The sequence below is a fragment of the Paenibacillus xanthanilyticus genome (genome assembly GCF_042682185.1).
Taxonomy (GTDB): Bacteria; Bacillota; Bacilli; order Paenibacillales; family Paenibacillaceae; genus Paenibacillus_Z; species Paenibacillus_Z xanthanilyticus.
The window spans coordinates 2,527,210-2,545,694 of record NZ_JBHUHA010000001.1; the positions used below are offsets into that span (position 1 = coordinate 2,527,210).

Annotated in this window: 14 protein-coding genes; 7 read left to right on the forward strand and 7 right to left on the reverse strand. The window is 61.4% G+C overall.

Annotated features, from left to right (window positions below; translation table 11 throughout):
* Nucleotides 1-242: 242 nt before the first annotated feature.
* The gene (locus ACFSKT_RS10685; protein ID WP_377722719.1) at nt 243-2,489 is read right to left on the reverse strand and encodes an AraC family transcriptional regulator; all 2,247 of its coding nucleotides are present in this window, start codon (nt 2,487-2,489) and stop codon (nt 243-245) included.
* 127 nt (nt 2,490-2,616) lie between these two features.
* Here ACFSKT_RS10685 and ACFSKT_RS10690 point away from each other — a divergent pair, with 127 nt between their 5' ends.
* Nucleotides 2,617-3,303 (forward strand): rhamnogalacturonan acetylesterase, encoded by a 687-nt coding sequence (locus tag ACFSKT_RS10690; RefSeq protein ID WP_377722720.1) that lies wholly within the window; start codon nt 2,617-2,619, stop codon nt 3,301-3,303.
* A gap of 267 nt (nt 3,304-3,570) precedes the next feature.
* Here ACFSKT_RS10690 and ACFSKT_RS10695 read toward each other — a convergent pair whose 3' ends face one another.
* The 3 genes from ACFSKT_RS10695 to ACFSKT_RS10705 form a co-directional block, all read right to left on the reverse strand.
* Nucleotides 3,571-4,299: an NAD-dependent deacylase gene (locus ACFSKT_RS10695; RefSeq protein ID WP_377722721.1), complete on the reverse strand. Its 729-nt coding sequence runs from the start codon at nt 4,297-4,299 to the stop codon at nt 3,571-3,573.
* A 37-nt stretch (nt 4,300-4,336) separates the two neighbouring features.
* The gene (locus ACFSKT_RS10700) at nt 4,337-5,467 is read right to left on the reverse strand and encodes a glycoside hydrolase family 53 protein (protein WP_377722722.1); all 1,131 of its coding nucleotides are present in this window, start codon (nt 5,465-5,467) and stop codon (nt 4,337-4,339) included.
* Nucleotides 5,468-5,666: 199 nt separating this feature from the next.
* A complete protein-coding gene (locus ACFSKT_RS10705) occupies nt 5,667-9,275 on the reverse strand; it encodes a glycoside hydrolase family 44 protein (RefSeq protein WP_377722723.1) in 3,609 nt (1,202 codons plus the stop codon).
* A 224-nt stretch (nt 9,276-9,499) separates the two neighbouring features.
* Here ACFSKT_RS10705 and ACFSKT_RS10710 point away from each other — a divergent pair, with 224 nt between their 5' ends.
* From ACFSKT_RS10710 to ACFSKT_RS10725, 4 genes are all read left to right on the forward strand, one after another.
* Nucleotides 9,500-10,171 carry a response regulator gene (locus tag ACFSKT_RS10710; RefSeq protein WP_377722724.1) on the forward strand — a complete coding sequence of 224 codons (672 nt, stop codon included), beginning with the start codon at nt 9,500-9,502 and terminating at the stop codon, nt 10,169-10,171.
* Between the two features lie 4 nt (nt 10,172-10,175).
* Complete coding sequence (locus ACFSKT_RS10715) at nt 10,176-13,610, forward strand: ATP-binding protein (protein ID WP_377722725.1); 3,435 nt, start codon at nt 10,176-10,178, stop codon at nt 13,608-13,610.
* Between the two features lie 243 nt (nt 13,611-13,853).
* Nucleotides 13,854-14,324 (forward strand): DinB family protein, encoded by a 471-nt coding sequence (locus ACFSKT_RS10720; protein WP_377722726.1) that lies wholly within the window; start codon nt 13,854-13,856, stop codon nt 14,322-14,324.
* A 17-nt stretch (nt 14,325-14,341) separates the two neighbouring features.
* Nucleotides 14,342-14,947 (forward strand): hypothetical protein, encoded by a 606-nt coding sequence (locus ACFSKT_RS10725; protein ID WP_377722727.1) that lies wholly within the window; start codon nt 14,342-14,344, stop codon nt 14,945-14,947.
* Nucleotides 14,948-15,043: 96 nt separating this feature from the next.
* Here ACFSKT_RS10725 and ACFSKT_RS10730 read toward each other — a convergent pair whose 3' ends face one another.
* From ACFSKT_RS10730 to ACFSKT_RS10740, 3 genes are all read right to left on the reverse strand, one after another.
* Entirely contained in the window at nt 15,044-15,274 is a 231-nt protein-coding gene (locus ACFSKT_RS10730; RefSeq protein WP_377722728.1) for a DUF3951 domain-containing protein, read from the reverse strand.
* A gap of 61 nt (nt 15,275-15,335) precedes the next feature.
* Complete coding sequence (locus ACFSKT_RS10735; RefSeq protein WP_377722729.1) at nt 15,336-15,632, reverse strand: hypothetical protein; 297 nt, start codon at nt 15,630-15,632, stop codon at nt 15,336-15,338.
* 72 nt (nt 15,633-15,704) lie between these two features.
* Entirely contained in the window at nt 15,705-16,580 is an 876-nt protein-coding gene (locus ACFSKT_RS10740; protein ID WP_377722730.1) for a hypothetical protein, read from the reverse strand.
* A gap of 204 nt (nt 16,581-16,784) precedes the next feature.
* On the opposite strand from ACFSKT_RS10740, the gene ACFSKT_RS10745 reads away from it, so the two are divergent.
* Nucleotides 16,785-17,240 carry an RNA polymerase sigma factor gene (locus tag ACFSKT_RS10745; protein WP_377722731.1) on the forward strand — a complete coding sequence of 152 codons (456 nt, stop codon included), beginning with the start codon at nt 16,785-16,787 and terminating at the stop codon, nt 17,238-17,240.
* The gene (locus ACFSKT_RS10750) at nt 17,237-18,181 is read left to right on the forward strand and encodes a hypothetical protein (RefSeq protein ID WP_377722732.1); all 945 of its coding nucleotides are present in this window, start codon (nt 17,237-17,239) and stop codon (nt 18,179-18,181) included. The genes ACFSKT_RS10745 and ACFSKT_RS10750 overlap by 4 nt, the downstream gene beginning before the upstream one ends.
* Nucleotides 18,182-18,485 lie beyond the last annotated feature (304 nt).

The following is an 18,485-nucleotide window of genomic DNA, read 5'->3' on the forward strand; positions in this document are numbered from 1 at the left end:
GCGGGTGGCGGTTGCGTTCGAGCTGGGCACGCTTTTGCCCTTGCGGACAAAGCTAACGTCATTGTTTGTGCTGGGGATGGTATCCTGCAGGGTATGCGCTTGATGCGGCTCAGCGTTGACCATCGCTCTCGTCCGCTTTTGCGGACACGCTTTACTTATCCATAGGACTATTGGCAAATGAAAAGCCGCAATCCCCGGTGGATGTGCGGCTTCGTTATGCGGCGATACGTATGTTGGGACGGCTAGGAGCTCTGCTGCTCCTTCCGGTAGGCGCCGGGCGTCACGTTTTCTTTTTTGCGGAAGGAACGAATGAAGTTCTGCGGATTCTGGTATTGCAGCCGCTCCGCGATGTCCTTCACGGACAGGTCGGTCTCGATCAGCCACTTCTTGGCCATGTCCAGCCGGTAGTTCATCAAGTATTCGCTGAACGTGATGCCGTACTCCTTGCGGAAAATGCTGCTCAGGTAGTTCGGATTATAATGGAGCCGGTCGGCGATCAGCTCGAGCGACAGCTCCCGGTCGTACTCCTCGCGCACGATGGCCGCCACCTGATCGGAGAGCGAGCGGAATTGGCGGTTCGTCTTCTCCTTCATGACGCGCACCATCGGCTGGATCGCTTCCTCGATCAGAATGCGTTCGATCTCCTCCGGATTGCGGATTTGGAGCAGCCGCTGGAACAGCGTGCGGTTGTCCGGCGTCAGCAGCACCTGGATGCCGAGCAGCTGCTCGAGCTGGATCAGATTGTTCACCAAGCGGATGAGCGTCATCTCGAAATCGGCGGAATCCTTGCTCGACTTCATCATCTCGGCGAGGAACGGATACAGCGCGCGGGAGACGCCCTGCTCGTCGCCGAGGCGGATCGCGTCGAACAGCGCGTTCTCCAGCTGGGCCGGATAATGAAGCACGACGGGACCGGAGACGACGCCGGAGACGTCCTCGTAGAAAATGATCGATTCCTTGCCGAGATTCAGCCGCTGGTGGAGCGCCTGCTTGCCCTTCTCGCACGCTTCCTTACTGCCGAGCGCCAAGTCCTCGTACAGGCTGCCGAAGCCGACGCTGACCGATACGCCAAGCACATCGCGCGCGCGGCGCACGGCGGCTTTGGCCGTATCGAGCAGCGATCTTCGGACGTCGTCCTCCGACTCTCCGCCTGGCATCAGGATCGTCGCCTGCGTCGTATCGTTCAGAACGATCGGGATGAGCCGCCGCTCCGGCGGCACGAGTTCCGCGATCAGCTGGCTTAACGCCAGCAGGAGCATGTCCTTGTCCGCGGCGTCCCGCCCGCCGTAGCTGTCGAGCTGGATCAGCATGACCGCATAGCGGCAGCCCGGCTCCGGCCGGTATCCGAAGCGATGCAGCTGATGGCCGAGCTCCTCGGGCGCGATCCGGCCCCGCAGCAGATTCAGCGCGAATTGCGTCTCCAGCTTCGGCAGCTCGGATTCGATCATTTGCTCCAGCCCCTGCTTCTCGTCCAGAATCGCATCGATCGAGCCGATGATCCAATCGATCTCGTTCGACCGCGGTCCAGGAGCTACGGCGGGCAGACGGCGCTGGATGCGGCGGATCGTATTGGCGAAATAATAGGCGATGAAATACGCCACGACGGCAATGAGCGCCGAGATGACAAGCCCCATGACGATGAGGCCGATGCGGGTCGTCCGCAGCGCCTCCGTCGTCTCGGCCGGCTCGAGCGGCGTCGCGTAAATCCAGTTGTTATAATCGGAACGGGCAAAGACGACGCTCGCGTATTTCCCCTCTTCGGCTGTGAACTCGACGAGTCCGCTCCGCGCGGCGCCGCTCTCCTCGGCCGCGCTCGCAAGACCGGTCAGCTGCGCTTCGGAGAGCCCGAGGGCGCGATTCTCGTACAGCAGCTCGCCCTGGCCGTTCAGAATGAAAATCGCCGCTCCGTCGTCCGTCCGCATAATGCGATTGAGGCCCGCGAGCGACAGATCCGCCAGCGCGATCGCCTCCTTCTTGTTCGAGAAGGACGGCAGCGTGTAGACGAACCGGAGCCCGCTGTCGGTCCGCTGCCAGAACAGGCCGCGCGGGCGGCTGTTCATATAGGCCGCCATCAGCTCCTCGCGTCTGTCCGCGGTCAGCTGAGAGAGCTTGCCGCTTGCGATTTCCCAATTCTGCACGAGGCTGATCAGCGTGTATTTGGCGCCGTCCAATCCCATCGAGGCGATATAATTCAGCTGCGTGTTGACGCTCCGATAGGCTTCGAAATCCTGCTCCGTGATCGGATTCTTGATGACGTCACGGAATGAGCTGGTCGTGCTATAGGTACTGAAAGCGTATTCAATTGTTTTCACTTTTTGCTCCAGACTGTTCTTCGTCTGGGTGATGAACGCTTGTTTGCTGATCGCGACCCGCTCCAGAACGGATTGCTGCGTCGTCATATAGATGTACGTGCCGAAGCTGGCCACGAGGCCGATTCCCAAAACGAGAATAGACACGAATATGCGGGTGAACGTGGTTCCTCTTTTCATCACGAGCTCCTTTGCCGCCGAATATTTGGGCCTTGCCCCATTATATAGGCAGGTTTAAGCTTTTGACAAATAGATTAGCCTGCGTGCTACCGATAGCCACTCATCTTCCGAGGAGGTTTTTTCAACGATGCTTAGCCTTTATATTGCAGGAGATTCCACCGCCGCCCAGAAGAGCGGCGCCGAGAAACCAATGGCGGGCTGGGGCGAATTCCTGCCCTTCCGCTTCCGATCCGGGGTGACCGTGCGCAATTGGGCGATCAACGGCCGGAGCACTAAATCATTCATGGCGGAGGGCCGGCTGGCCGCGATCTCGCGTGAGATCGCCCCTGGCGACTATTGGTTCATTCAATTCGGCCACAACGACGGCAAGGCCGAGGACCCGTCGCGGTATTGCGACGCGGATAGCTATAAAGCCAACCTGCGCCGGTTCGTCGAGGCCGCAAGGGGAGCCGGCGCCGTTCCGGTGCTGCTGACCCCGGTCAGCCGGCGCTGGTTCGCCTCGGACGGGCAGGCCGATCCGCTGGCCGTTGGTCCATACCCGGAGGCGATGCGCGAGACGGCCGCGGAGCTGGATGCGCCGCTGCTCGACCTGTTCGCGCGTTCGCAGCAGCTGTACGCAGAGACCGGCGTCGAGGCGTCCAAAGCGCTGTTCGTCCACCTCGCCCCCGGCGAACATCCCAATTATCCGGATGGGCTGACGGACGATACGCACTTCTCGGAGGCAGGCGCCGAGGCCATAGCCCAGCTCGCGGCGGAGGAAATTCGCCGGCATCCGGCGCTAGTGCCGCTGGCGGCGCAGCTGTCGGCAGAGTAGGCGACTGCAGGCTGTCGCACGCACAGCAAACTTCACAACGTTAGTCGCACGAGCCGGTGTCGTATCGGCGTTCCGGCGATTCCAGACGCCGGGCGGTATTGGCGTACGCGAGTATCGCCACCTTCCGGCCGCATGCTACTTGGCTTTGAAGCATGGCACAGCAAGGCACACAAGAAAAGGCTGCCCGCGGCAGCCTTTTCTTGTGACCTGTTTGTTCGATTATCCACGCTTCGATTCCCGTTACTCGTACGCAGCCACAAGGTCGCCTTACGCTTCTTCTTCCTCAAACGCCTTCGCCGCCCCGCTCAGCGCTTCGCCGATCGACGCGTGAAGGACCAAGTCCGCATAGCCGTCCAGCGGCGTCGGATCATGGTTGACGATCGCGAGCTTCGCCCCGCGCCGCTTGGCGAGCAGCGGAATTTGGTTCGCCGGACTGACCGCCAGCGAGGAGCCGAGCACGACCAGCAGGTCGCAGCCAGCGGCCCACTGCTCTGCGCACGCAAGCGCCTCTTCCGGCAGCCGTTCCCCGAACAGCACGACGTTCGGCCGCACGAAGCCGCCGCACGCGCAGTTCGTCAGCGCTTCCGGCGGAAGATAAAGCGCCGCTTCATAGCGCTTCCCGCAGCCCATGCACCTTAGACTCCCCAGGTCGCCGTGCAGCTTGGCGATGCGCCGCGTCCCGGCCTGCTCGTGGTAATCGTCCACATTTTGCGTAATGATGCCATGAACCTTGCCGCGCTTCTCCCAGTCCGCCAGGATGCGATGCCCTTTATTCGGCCGGCAGCTTCGCATGGACGCAATCCGCCACCGGTAGAAGCGCACGAACTCGTCTTGATTGCGCGCCATCGCCTCGGTGGACGCCAATTCGGCGGGATTGCGGTTATTCCACATGCCCCGGTCCGCCGAGCGGAAATCCGGCAACCCGCTCTCGGTCGACATACCCGCGCCGGTGAAGACGATGGTCCGGCTCGATTCGGATAGCAGCTTGCTCAGCATGGCGCTCGCCTCCCCCCGTCTCCCTCGCCTAGCTTCATTAGAATCGCGCGAAGACGTTCAGCGATTCGAGCGCGTTGCCCTCGAAATCGAATAGCCCCTGATTGCCCCAATGGTTGCCCATCGCGCCGATGTCGTGCCCGTATTCCATGCCTGGCGGGCTCGCCCAGCTGGTGCCGTCAAGCGGCAGCCATGCCGGCTCCCAATAGACAATGCCGCGGCCGCGGCCGCCCGGCACGCGCTGCACCATCGTCATGAGATCGGACAGGAAGCGCGCCTGCCCTTCCACCGTCGCGGGATAGCCGCCGACGCGCGCCGATTCCGCCGTGAAAATATCCGCGCCGTGCTTGCTGTCCGCCGTGAAGCCGTACGCCGTCTCGACGACGAGCACGTCCTTGTCGTAGCGCGCGCTAATGTCGGTCATATTGGCGCTCAGCTCGTCCAGACTGCCGTGCCAGATCGGATAGTAGGACAAGCCGATTATATCGTAATCGACCTGCCGCGCCTGCATTTCGTCGAACCACGTCCGGTACAGCACGTTGGAGCCGCCCGCGTCGAGGTGGAGAATAATGCTGGAATCGCCCGCTTCCCTCGTCGCCCGAATGCCCGCTTGCACCAGGCGCGCCAGCCGGTCGAACGCCGCTTGCCACTCCCCCGCTTCGACCTCCTCGAACCGCTTGTCCTCGAAATGATACTTCGGCGTCTTGCCCTCCGGCCACAGCATGCCGTTCGTCGTCTCGTTGCCGATCTGCACGAGCTCCGGCAGCGCCGCCTCCGCCTTGAACCGCGCCAGCACGTCCGCCGTGTAGCGGTATACCTGCGCTTCCAGCTCTTCGCCGGTCAGCGATGCCCATGCCTTCGGCTTGTACTGCTTCTTCGGATCGGCCCAGAAATCGCTGTAGTGGAAATCCAGCATTACCTGCAGGCCGTGCGTTTTGGCTCGTTTGGCCAGCGCAAGCGTCGTCGCCAGGTCGTTCGTCCCGCCCATGTACGGCGTGCCGTCTTCCGCGTACGGATCGACCCACAGCCGAAGCCGAACGACGTTCAGCCCCTTGATCCGGAGAATATCGAACAAATCCCTGCGTGCCCCGTCCAGGAAGTACGCCCCGCCCAAACTTTCAATTTCCTTGACGATCGAAATATCCGCGCCTTTGATGAAGGGTTGGCTCATATTCGTGGTTCCTCCTGCTCGTTAGCTATTACTGCGTCCACTATACAAAAACGCAGGGAGGTTCGCAACGCGGCCGAGCGGAAACGATCGGGAGCATCGACATTCGGTCCGCGACACGACTCCTGCCTGGGCCCCTCCAACGGCAAAAAAAAAGGAACCGACAGGTAAATCCGTCGGTTCCGTTCCTTCTTTACAAGCGTTACTCCACCACGATCAGCGTCGCCGAGCGGGCCGGCAGCTTCAGGGACAGCTCGCCGCTTGCGCCGATCGACGCCGCGCCGATCGCGCCGAGACTCGACTTCGCGTCGAACCGGTACAGCTGCGCCGAAGCGCCGCCACGGTCTGCGCCCGCGTTCGCGTTGACCTCGCGGGAGACGGTATCTTTGTTGAAGAGCAAGAGATACAGCTTGCCGTTGTCGCCCACGATCGCATAGGAGCCGACCGCGTCGTGCAGGCTCGATGCCGCCTTGACGCTCGTGCCCTCGATGCGCGAGCCTTGGCCGTCGTAGTTCAAGTACAGCTTGAACGCGTCCTCGAGCGGCGTGCCGGCCGGCAGCGTGCCGAATCGGGTCGCCAGATCGACGCCCTCGCGGCCGAAGATCGCCAGCGCCTCCGCCTGCGCGAGCCCGGCGCTAATGCCGTCGCCGTTGCCGAAGTTGTATTCGGTAATCGCCAGCTTCGTCCCCGGCAGGTTCTCCGCGATAATCTCCTTCATGCGCGGGATGAGCCGCACCGGCTCTTGAATCCACGAGTTATCGATGAAGTTCGGATCGTACAGCGACTTCAGCGCCTGGAAGCGGCGCTTCGCGGCATTCGGGCTTTCCTCGCCCGAGCCGACGACGTCTTCTTGCGAATAATAATGGACGTCGAGGTAATCGACTAACCGCGTGCCGGTCTGCTCTTCATGCCGCGCGGCCTGCTGCAGGTACCACGCCAGGAACGGCGTGCCGCCGTGCGACTGGCGGTCCGGGCCCTCGGCGCAGTTGTCCGCCGAGGAATAGAAGTAGGCGCACCAGCCCCAGGATACCGGGCCGAACAGCTTCGCGTCCGGATCCTTCTCCTTGATCGCCGTGCCGTATTCAAGCGTCTTGTTCCATAGCTCGTCGTAGGTCGGCGGCTCCGGATGCACGTCGCGATGCGTCACGTACCAAATCTCCGGCTCGTTGTCCAAGGCGTAATAGTTCACGCCGTCCTCGCCCGTTCGGGAGGCGATGTGATCCATCCAGCGGGTGACGAACTCCGGCCCGACTTGCTTGGACGTATCGGACGGATCATTGCCGGTGACAAGCGATCCGTCCGGACGGACGCCGTTGCCCGCGTCCGGCAGCTCCTGCGCGCCGCTCTGCTGTGCGCCGTATTTCTGCTGCGAGAAGCCGTACGAGACCGTCCGGTCCTTCGGCGTCCAGCCGATTGTCGGCACGGTCAGCAGCACGCTGCCGCCTTTGCCGCGCACGTCGTCGATGAACCGGTCGCTCGTCGAACCCGAAGGCAGCTGCTCCGGATTGGCGTTGTCGTTCGGATAGTTGATGTAATACCAGTCATTCGCCCGGTTGGACGTGTCGAGCTCCCAATTGTAACGGGTCATCTGGTTGCCGCCCCAACGCTGAACCGGGAACGGCAGCTCCGATTCGGTCGGATGCATGTCGTCGTAGTTGATGCCGTAGATCTCCGGGTTGATCGGCTTGCGGTCCGCCGATGCGTCGATGCCGACGCTGACCGCCGGCAGCTGCGGCTCGGGCAGCTCGCCCGCATGAAGATTGCGAAGCAGCGAGATGTCGTCGATATACACCGCGCCTTGATTCGCTTCGGTGGCCGCTTGGAAAATAACGCCGTCGAATTGGCCGTACGACAGCCCCAGATCGGCCAGATTCACCGTCACGGTCGTCCATTCGCCCGGCTTCAGACCGCCTTCCGGCAAATAATGGCCAAGGTCGATCGCGCCCACGCCGCTGTTGCCGTCGTACGCGTGCACGAGCAGCTGCTGCCCGCCTTGACTGCCGCCGTGGATCGCGAAACGCAGGCCGTAGTACGCCTCGACACTGCGCTTGTTGTCGCCTGCAATCCAGACGCCGTCCCAGCCGTCCGGCTCGAACTTGATCGACAGCTCGCCGCTTGCGGCCTGCTCCCGGTTGGCGAAGTCCTTCTCATGCCAGCTGAGGTTGCGGAAACCTTCCGCCAGCTCCTCGCCGTACACCGCCTCCGCCGCGACCTCCGTCACCTGCACGTACGTTTCGGCCGCGAACGTCTTGTACGTTGCCGTTACCTTCGCGATGCCCGGCGCGAGCGCCTTCAGCTTACCGCCCGGGAGCACCTCCAGCAGCTCCGGCCGATCGACCGTCCATTCCGCCGCATTCGTCACGGTCTCCGTCAAGCCGTTGCTCAGGAACGTCTCGGCCTGCAGCGCCTGCTCTTCGTCCGGCAGCATGACAAGCTGCGGACGGTCGGTGCGCAGCTCGACCACCTTCGCCTGAACCGAGGCCTTGGCGATGAGCGCCAAGTCGTCCAGATATACATCCGGCTGCAGCCCGCCATTTTCGGTACCGGCGATGAAGAGACCGTCATACAAGCCGCCCGGCAGCTTCAAGTCCGCGAGCGGAATTTCGACCTTAGCCCATTCGCCGGCCGGAACTCCCTCGGGGAGCAGCTCGCTCAGCTGCTTCGCGGCGACGGTCTGGCCGCCGGCTTTCCACTCCAGACGCAGCTCCTGCCCGCCGACTGCGCCGCCGTGCACCCAGAATTGCAGCTTCTCGTATTCCTTTGTCGTAAGCGGCCGGTCGCTATAGAAGTACAGCGCCTTGTCGCCGTCCGGCGCGAAGCGGATCGAACGCTCGCCGGTATGCACCGTCTCCGTCTCCGACAGACTATGTTCGGCCCAGCTGTAGTCCGTGATCCCTTGGCCAAGCGCGTCATCGAACAGATAGACGCCTTCCACCGGGTCGATCGGCGGCGCCGGCGTCCCTTCGACGACCGTTACCTGCAGCTGCGCCTCGAAGCCTGCATAGGACACGCGGATGACCGCTTCGCCTGGCGCGGCCGCCGACACGAGCCCGTCCGATACGGTCGCGACGGCTTCGTTCGACGAGCTCCATTGCGCGCCTTCCTTCACCGGCTTCTGCGTGCCGTCTTCATGAACGGCCGTCAGCGCTGCCGCGCGCAGCTGTCCCGCCTTCAATACGAGCTGCGGCTGGTCGAACAGGACCGCCGCCACCGGCGACGGCTCCGGCTCCTCGCCCGGCTCGCCCGTTCCGCCCTTCGCGTAGAAGGCGATGTCGTCAAGGAAGAGCGCCTCTTGATCGCCGCTCCCGCCCCAGATCCAGATGCCGTCAATAATGCCGCGCACGCCGTAATCGGCGAGCTTCACGGCGACCTGCCGCCATTCGCCCGCCGGCGCGCCAGCCGGCAGCAGCCTGCTCGAGTCGATCTCGGCCACGCCTTGGCCGCCGAGCGACAGCACGAGCTTGAACGTCTGCCCGCCCGTCTCTCCCCCGTGCACCCAGAAGCGCAGCGACTCGTAATCGTCCGCGTTCATGACCCGGTCTTTATAGAAATATAGCGCCTGCCCTTCGTCCGGCTCCATCCGGATCGAACGGCCGCCCCCGTGCACGGTGCCGCTCTCCGCGAGATTCTTGTCCGCCCAGCCGTAATCGGCGAATTCGGCCGCCAGCGCGTCGTCGTAGACGGCGAGCATGCGCGGCGCGTCGCCGTACGTCTTCGCCGGGATCTCCGCCAGCGGCGCAAGCAGCACGGCGGCGGCGAGCGTCATCGGCACAAGCACGCGCCTAGCGCTCCATCTTTTTGCTAGATTCATCATCGTTCCCTCCCTGTTTGTGTTCCCTCTCATCGTATGGGGCCGCGCGCTCCGGCACTAGTGACGCCCTGTCACAACATTTGTCACAGCGCGTCATTGGGCGCTCTCGTCACTATGCGGGCGCGGCATAGTTTGTTAGAATTTGAGCAGCGGCGGGTTGCGCGGGCGAAAATGACAGCGCGCGGTCCGTCTATTACTTTCATGAACGCAGAGGATGGGAACGGATGATACGAATATTGATAGCCGATGACCAAAGGCTGCTCCGGGACGGCCTGCAGACGATTCTGCAGCTGGAAGACGATCTCGAAGTGGTCGGCGTGTCGGAGAACGGGCAAGAGGCTTACGAAGCCGTGCGGGAGAAGCGGCCCGACATCGTCTTGATGGACATTAAAATGCCGGTGCTGGACGGAATCGAGGCGATGAAGCTGATCAAGCGGGATTATCCGTCCACGGTCGTGCTGATCTTAACGACATTCGCCGAGGATAAATTCATCGTCGACGCGATGGCGGGCGGGGCGGACGGCTTCCTGCTGAAAGACATGCCCGCGGACAAAGTGATTCAAACCGTGCGGGAGGCGGTCAAAGGGCAGCTGATCCTGCCGGCGGCGATCGCCGCCAAGCTGGCCGCTCGTCTGTCCGTCCTATCGGACACCGGCGCCGACGCGTTCGACGAGACGGAGCTGCGCCGCCAAGGCCTCGTGCTGACCGAACGGGAACGCAAAATCGTCCTGCTCATGATCGAGGGCTACTCCAACCGCCAAATCTCGTCGGCCTTGTTCATGAGCGAAGGGACGGTCCGGAATTACATCAGCGTCGTCTATAACAAGATTGGCACGAACGATCGCAAAACCGCCATCGCCAAGCTGAAGGACCTTCTGCTTGGCGAGGCGCTGTAAGCCGATGAGACGGTTAGGCCGATTCGCGGCGGCGGGACTGCTCATAGCCGCGGCGGTGCTCGGCGGATGGAGCTTCAGCGCGGGTTGGGCAGGCGCGGACTTCGCGCTGGCGGCGGGGGTAGACGGAGACAAGGAAACGGCCTTGCCGATAACGGGCGTGAGCAGCGGCGGCGCCTCCTCGGCAGAGACGTCCAACTCCGCGAGCAGTGTCAAAGCCGATAGCCCGAGCCGCCCGGTAAAGTCGTCGGGATTGGACTGGGACAAATATCCGGTACGCTATTTGATCAACTGGCAGCTGTACCTCGGGGAGAAGCCCGGTCCGGATGCGAAATGGCAGCCGCTCGACGAAGCGGCCGGCAAGCGCTTGGCCGATTATGAAGGTACGCTCTGGCTGAAGCGCGAGCTGCCCCAGCTCCCGCCGCGCGACCCGTATCTCTTCCTCTTCGAGTTCAAGCACGTGGAAGTGTTCGTGGACGGCAAGTCCATCTACGAATTCAATATGCGCAAGCCGGACAAATACATGAACCCGGCCGCCGCGCTGCTGCCGGTCCGCCTGTCGCCGGATGACGGAGGCAAGACGGTGGCGATCAAGCTGCTGTGGGACCATAAGCCGATGCCTTCCTTTTGGAACAACATCGGCGACCGGTTCACGCTATTCAAGTCGATGATCGGGCGCGATTGGATTCTCGTCGTGTACAGCGTCATTTTCCTGGTCAGCGGCACCATCTCGCTCTTCATGTTCCTCCGGCGCCGACAGGAGCTGCTGTACTTCTGGTTTACGATTCTGACCTACTGCGCCGGCATCGGGATGATTACGCTCATCATCTCCATGCAGTGGTTCTTTAGCGGCATCTACCGCCTGTATTACTTCCGCGACGCGCTGCTGACGATCGGCATTACCGCGAACATCGGCTTCTACACCGTCGCGCTCGGCAAGGAATACCAGCGGACGTACCGGGTGCTGATCGGCGTCATGGGCGCGTATTCGCTCATCACCGTCATCGCGTCCTTCATCCATCCCGGATTGTACGTCAGCCTGATCGTGCAATGGCTGCCTTATATCATGATTGCGCTATTCTCGGTCATGACCTACACGCTGGCCCGGTATATTCGGCACAAACGGACGCGCGAGACGTTCTGGCTCGGCTTCGGGTACGTGTTCCTGCTGATCTTCGGGTTTCTGCACGTCCTGATGAACTATTTCGCGTTCCTGCAAGACCGCTTCCAATGGCCGCGGTTCGTGCTGGAGCTCAGCCCGCACATGCTCCCGATCGGCATTCTGCTGTTCCTCTTCTCGCTCGCCATGGTCATCTTCGGGCGCTTCTCCGAGGTGCACCGGCAGCTGCAGCGCTATGCGCGCGAGCTGGCGGCGAAGAACGAGGAGATGGCCGTGTACGACCAGCTGAAGGACGACTTCCTCCGGAATACGTCGCACGAGCTGCGCACGCCGCTGCACGGCATTGCCGGTCTGACCGAGTCGCTGCTCGACGGGGCGGCCGGTCCGGTCGACGGCCACATGAAGGGCAATCTCCAGCTTATTCTGGACAGCTCGAACCGGCTTCTTCGGCTCGTCAACGATATTCTGGACCTGTACCATATGATGCACCGCGATTTGAAGCTGAAGCCCGAGCCCGTCGATCCGCGCCAAGCGGCCGGCGTCGTCGTCGCGGCGCTCACCCCGCTCTCGCGGCGCAAAGGACTGGCCACGCGCGTCGACATCCCGGCGAACAGCGGCCTGGCCGTCCATGCCGATCCGAACCGGCTCGAGCAAATTCTGTATAACCTGATCGGCAATGCGATCCGGTATACGGTCGAAGGGACGATTACGGTCGTCGCCGAACCGGCCGAAGGCAGCATGGTCACCGTAGCTGTCGAGGATACCGGACCAGGCATCACGCCGGAGCGGATGACGACCTTGTTCCAGCCGTTCGCGGCTGCCGAGAGCAGCTCGGGCGGCGGTACCGGCCTCGGCCTGTCGATCACGAAGCAGCTCGTCGAGATGCAGGGCGGCACGTTCGCGATCGGCCCGCGCCCCGGCGGCGGCACGCGGGCGAGCTTCACCCTGCCGGCGGCACCGGCCTCGCCGGAGGAATCGGCGGCCGAAGGCGCCGCGGCCGCATGGACGGAGCTGGCCGCGCTCGCGCGCGAGCCGGCGGCGGTGCTGCCGCTCGCGCCCGTCTTCGACGACGGCCGGGACGATGCCGCCGCGGGCAGCGAATCCCGATGGGGCGCTGCTGAAGCGACGGATCATGCAGATGCAGCCGAAGCGCGGGTGCATGCCGAGCAGGATGCCCGCGTGACCGTCGCCGCGACGGCGTTCGAAGGCGGTCCGGGCGCGCCTACGATTCTGCTCGTCGATGACGAGCCGATCAATCTTCAGGTGCTGCAGCATTTTCTCCGCGGGGAGCCTTACCGGCTCGTGCAAGCCAAGGACGGACAGGAGGCGCTTCGCCTGCTGGAAGACGGCGAGAAGCCGCAGCTCGTCCTGCTCGACGTCATGATGCCCGTCCTCACCGGCTATGAGGTGTGCCAGCGCATTCGCGAGCGATGGACCCCCAATGAGCTGCCGGTCATCCTGCTATCGGCGCGCAACCGGATCGTCGATATGACGCAAGGCTTCGACGCCGGGGCGAACGACTACCTTTCCAAGCCATTCTCGCAGGGCGAGCTGCTGGCGCGCGTTCATATTCAGCTGAAGCTGGCGCAGTTCCACCATTCGCTCGAAGAACAGGTCGTGCTGCGAACGCGCGAGCTCGAGGAAGCGAACCGCATTCTCGCGGGCTCCGTCCGCGAGACGGCCGAAGCGCTCACCGAAGTGTCGGTGCTCGAGGAGCGCAACCGGATCGCCCATGAAATGCATGACGTCGTCGGGCATACGCTGACGGCCGCGATCGTCCAGCTGGAGGCGGCAAAGAAGCTGTCCGACCGGGATTTTGGCAAGTCGGTCGAGCGGCTCGACGTCTCCAAGGAGCTCGTGCGCAAAGGCTTGGACGAGATTCGCCGCGCCGTGCGCATGCTCAGCGACGAAGGGGCTCCGTTCGATCTGGCCACAGCGCTGAACGAGCTGATCCAGGATACGCGCGACAACGCCGGCGTCACGATCGACTACAAGCCGGAGCCGCTGCCGCCTCTAAGCGGATTGACGCAGCGCGTCATCTATCACGCGCTCATGGAGGGCATGACCAACGGCATCCGTCACGGACGCTGCACGGCATTCGCGTTCGAGCTGTACGCCGAGGACGGCTGGGTCTACTTCGACCTCAGCAACGACGGCGAACCGTACGGCACCGCCCGCCCGGGCTTCGGCCTGACGTCGATGATGGAGCGCGTCCATCTGCTCGGCGGCTCCGTCCGTATCGGCTCGCGCAGCGGCGAGGCCGCCGGCGCCCCCGAGGGCTGCCGGCTGGCCATCTCGCTGCCATTGTCGGATGAGCGGTAGCTGCGACTATAGAACCGAACGCCAACCCGGCCGTTAAGGGCCCGGTTGGCGTTCGGTTTTTTGCTGCGAAAAGAGCGGCCGTCGTTCGCAACTATTTGGAAGAAATAGGCGTTTATTTCATGAGCGAATGGCAATATGCGATCTGCGGGAAGAAATTCCGACGGTCGAGTAGTTGGCCGCCTCCTTCCCACGCAATACGATCCCTTTAGGGCGATCGATTACACCTACAGGAGTTGAGGATTCATGCAAACCATTCGAACGATGTTCGCGCATTTGGATTGGGCGAACCGCCGGCTGCTCGAGTCGCTGCGGTCTGCCCGGTTGGATGAAGCCGGCAAGGCCGCGCCGCTGTTTCAGCATCTGCTGCAGGCCGAGCGAATTTGGCTCACCCGCCTGCGGCGCGAGGATAGCCGGCACCTTCCGCTGTGGGGCGACGACGTCGATCTCGACGCCTGTGCGTCGCTGATCGTCGCGAATGCCGCCGGCTTCCGCGACTTGTTCGACACGCTGCACGAGGACGCGTTGGATCAGCCGGTCTCCTATCGCAGTCAGGCTGGCGATCCGTTCGAGTCGACAGTGCGGGACATTTTGACCCACGTCGCCCTACATGGCCAATATCATCGGGCACAGATCAACACCGCGCTGCGCGCCGGCGGATTCGAGCCCGCGACCTTGGATTACATTCTGTACGTCAGACTCCGCGACAAGGCGTAATTCGCGACAGGTTGAACATGCCCTACGCGACATTTCATCTGACTCTCAAGCTGCGTGTTGTCGTCCTGCTCGCGCTTACCCTGTCGACGCTGGCGTCGTCGGGCTCGACCGCGCATGCGTTGTCCTGCGTCGAGCGGGAAGGCGGTCCGCAAGAAACGTTGAAGCTATACGGCGGCGCGATATTCGGCGAGGTCAAGCAGGTCAAGGACGATTTGCTTCAGGAAGGATTCGTTGGGAACAAGGAATTCGTGCGGAATGTACTGCTGGACGTGAAACAAAGCTGGAACATGGCGTTCGACTCCCAAGTCATCGTCGCGACGGATTTCGACTGGGGCTTTGATTTCAAGGAGGGCCGATCCTATCTCGTCTATGTGTACGACGATCGCGGCCGCTTGGTCAGCAGCCCATGCAGTCCGACGTATGAACTGGAAGGGCTGGCCGAGGCGTCCCGGTTGCTGGGGGATGGTCTACCGCCGGGAGACGAGGTGAATCTCGCCTACAAAATGTGGTTCATGACAAGTTACGACCTCGACTTATGGATTGTCGGCGGCGCTGCATTGCTTATCCTTACGCTGGCGGTTGTCGGGGTACGATGGCGGTTGCGAAGAAAAAGGCGCCGATAGCGTTACTCTGGCCTCAACTGTCCAACTTGCCCGCTAAAAAGCCCCTTGCCCGCGCGCCGGTTTCGATCCGGTCCTTGCGGGAAAGGGGCTTTGCCATTATTTACGCTTCGCTACATTCTTGTTCTTGTCGTCGCCGTGGTCGTCATCGTCGTCTTTGTCCTGTCTCGCGTCATGGAATTCGATCTTGGATTGCGCGGTAATGTAGTCGAAGGGCGTGTAGTCATTCGAAGGCCATCGTTTGTTCCGCACGGCCTGGATCAACACGGCTCCGCCTAACAGCATGATGCTGCCCGTGGCCCCGAGTATCATATAAACGCTGAAGTCCATTGGTCCGTCCCCTTCTCGGCTGCTGTGCCCAATTCATCGTTCGGCACACAGGTCCGCATGATCATCTGGTACGATAATCGCGACCGATGAAGGCAGACGGCTCCTTCCACCGTTGAAAGCGGGACAAGATCGCTTCGGTCTCCTGCCAGAGAATCGCTAGCGATTGGACGCCATGATTGGATCGACTAACCCCGGGAACGGCCCGGGAAGGAGGGTCTGCCAAACGAACCTGTACGAGCAGAGCGCCGGCGCACTCGATGACGAGCAGATAACAGATCGGCATCCGGTCTTTCAGTTCGAACGCCAATCGGCCGAAATCTCCGCGCACGAACATCAGCGCAAGCCGTAACAGCATCATAGGGTTTCCCTCCTTGTCCCGGTTCTTCAAGCTCTGCTTCTTTTACCATGTTGCCCGATGTCTTCGATTTCGTCAAATTCCCATGCAGGACGCCAGCCGTCTTGCTTCCAGCGGCAGCCCGAGCGCGAACAGCCTTGTGCAAACCGCCCGGACGACCTCGTAGTTGTCCACGCCCTGCGCCTGACAGTCCCGGATAAAACCGAACAAGCCCGATTGCTCCGCATTCTCGACGTAGGCGACCAGCTGCTCGGCATCCCGCTCCGGAATCGGCTTCCCTTGCCACGGATGCGCCGCCGGTTTCGTTGATGCAGCGTCTGTTGCGCCATGAAGCGTAACGCCCAACCCGTCAGACGTGGGGAGGATTGCGGCGAGCGAGCGGGTCAGCCGCGCCTCCTGCATATAAGCATAGCCGTCCGGAATCAGTTGGAAGCCGAAGCGCTCTAGGGCGGAGTCGCGAACGATGCCCCGCTCTCGCTTCCACTGCGCTCGACTGAAATAACCGCCGGATTCTTCTTCGTCCTCGTCTTCCTCGTCTACTTCTTGCTCTTTCAAATACTGCAGGTACCGCGCCTCAGAATCGAAATCGTTCAGCAGCAAACCTTGATGATCCGAGAAGTGGAGAGCGAAAAATTCGCGTATATTGTTGGCAACGATGCGCGTGCAGTTCCCGAAATCCATCGGGTCGACGCAAACGATCGGGGCTTCGCTCAAATCCGTTACGGCACCGAAATCCGTCAAAAACGAATAATGCGTGCCATCCATCCCCGTATTCGCGAATACGATCGCATCGGCAGGCGAACTCTGGTACCCGCCGTTGTCAGCCGGATCGAATTGCAGAAAGTATCCGGTCGGCGTCTCCAAATAAGGGACGTTGGGCTTGACCTCTTTCTCCCATTGCATCAACTCGTCGAGCAAAGGCGGTATGATATAGTTTGGTTCTCTATTCATGCGGCTCTTATCTCCTCCATCTTGTCCTAGCAGATATCCCGAATCATTATTGGCTCCCAGCCTGACGCTTTTTTCCGTTTGCCTAGTCTATATTCATGTGAAGAAAGGAGGCCGGCGAAACGTGCAGGGCGATTATATGAGATATCTATCCGAAATTAGTATAACGGATTTCCGGCTGGCGGTTGAAGCCTACGGCGACGACGTGTGGATTATGCCTACGTGCTGACGCGCGACCGGCACTTGGCGGACGAGATCGCGCAGGATACGTTCGTCAAGGCGTACAAGTCCTTTCAGACCTATCGGGCCGAAGCGTCCATGAAAACATGGCTGCTGAAAATCGCGCGAAATACGTGGCTGACCCACCGCAACTCGGCTTTCTTCCGAAGAGTCGTGCTGGCTCCTTTTCTAGCCGTCAAAGGGACGGCACCTTCGGCGGAGAACGCGTATATGGACAAGGTCGTCACGAGCGAAATCTGGGAAACGGTGCTGCGTCTGCCCGCCAAATACCGGGAGGTGCTACTGCTGCATGCGCATCATCAGCTCGAACTGGGCGAAATATCCCGCGCATTGGGCATCTCGGTGAGCGCCTGCAAATCCAGGCTGCGTCGGGCGAAAAAAATGGCGGCGGACGCCATGAACGAGAGGGGCGGATGGCGATGAAGGAAACCGAACGGAACTGGGAACGCGAGTTGAGACAGCCTCCGACGGCCGACAGGTTCTCGGAGGACATGTGGCTCGAAGTGGAGCGCAAGCTGCAGGCGAAGCCGAATCCATTCCGGTTCATGAAGCCGATCGTCGGAGCGGCATGCGCGGTCATGCTGGCCATCTTGGCCGTTTACTACTTCCCGGCTGAACAGGCGGATTACACCACGACGAGCGGAGATCCCGTCTATGCACAGATTGAAGATGAAGTGCTGCGAGATCTCTATAACGATCCCGACATTGAAATGATTCATGAATACCGCGGACATACGGACAATTGGGCGGTCGTGTACGTGGATTATCATCGCAAGGGGGAAGCACTGCATACCGAACGCGTGCTGTATCGGTATATTGGCGACGGACCCAAGCCGACGGGCCGCATCAGCTACTATTCGTATTCGCAACCCCGCGGCGTCCAAACAGGTAGCAGTTCGGTTTCTGCGGCAGAAACGCACGATTGGAAGAAGGTGTTCGAATTCGGCTCTTCCGGGCATGGAGGCGGTCCGGAGACGATATCCGCTTACTACCAGATCCAGCTCAACTGGAATCGGCAAACCGAGGAAATCAAGCTCTTCAATGCGAATCCGTCGCAGCAAACCACCGTGCTCGGCATCGCGCATACGTGCGACATTCCGCCGCGGGAAATCAGGACGAGCGACGGTCGTTTCTACCGGCTGTATAATGAGAGTACCGCCATCGACCCCGCCGTCAAGCTCGAATCGGTGACGTGCAAAGAAGGCGTATTCGAGCGTACAAACGAGTCTAGCGGCAATTCGAACGCGGTCTATACCATTACCGGCGGGCATCAGCTGCTCCTCGTCGGCAATTGGGGAAGAGCCCTCTATACCGAGATCGAGCTAGACCAAAACACTTCGGCCCAGGCCCAAAACCAACCTTAAGTTGATGCGAACGGATAAGAAGAGCAGCCGATCACCGGATCAGCTGCTCTTCTTCATCAAATAGACGATTAAAGCTTGCCTCAAGATGCATCTCGCCGAATAAGCGGGCACCGTTCCGCCGCATGCAATTCATGTCCCCTGCACCCACCGGGCATCTCACCCTTCGCGATCCATTCATCGAGGTGCCGCAACAGCTCCGGATTTTGATGCTCCAAGCCCAGCTGCGCGATAACTAGTCTGACATCGATCGTTCGTTTCACGCCATCCATCCTCCTATCGTTGATATGACCTACGTTGCCTTGTA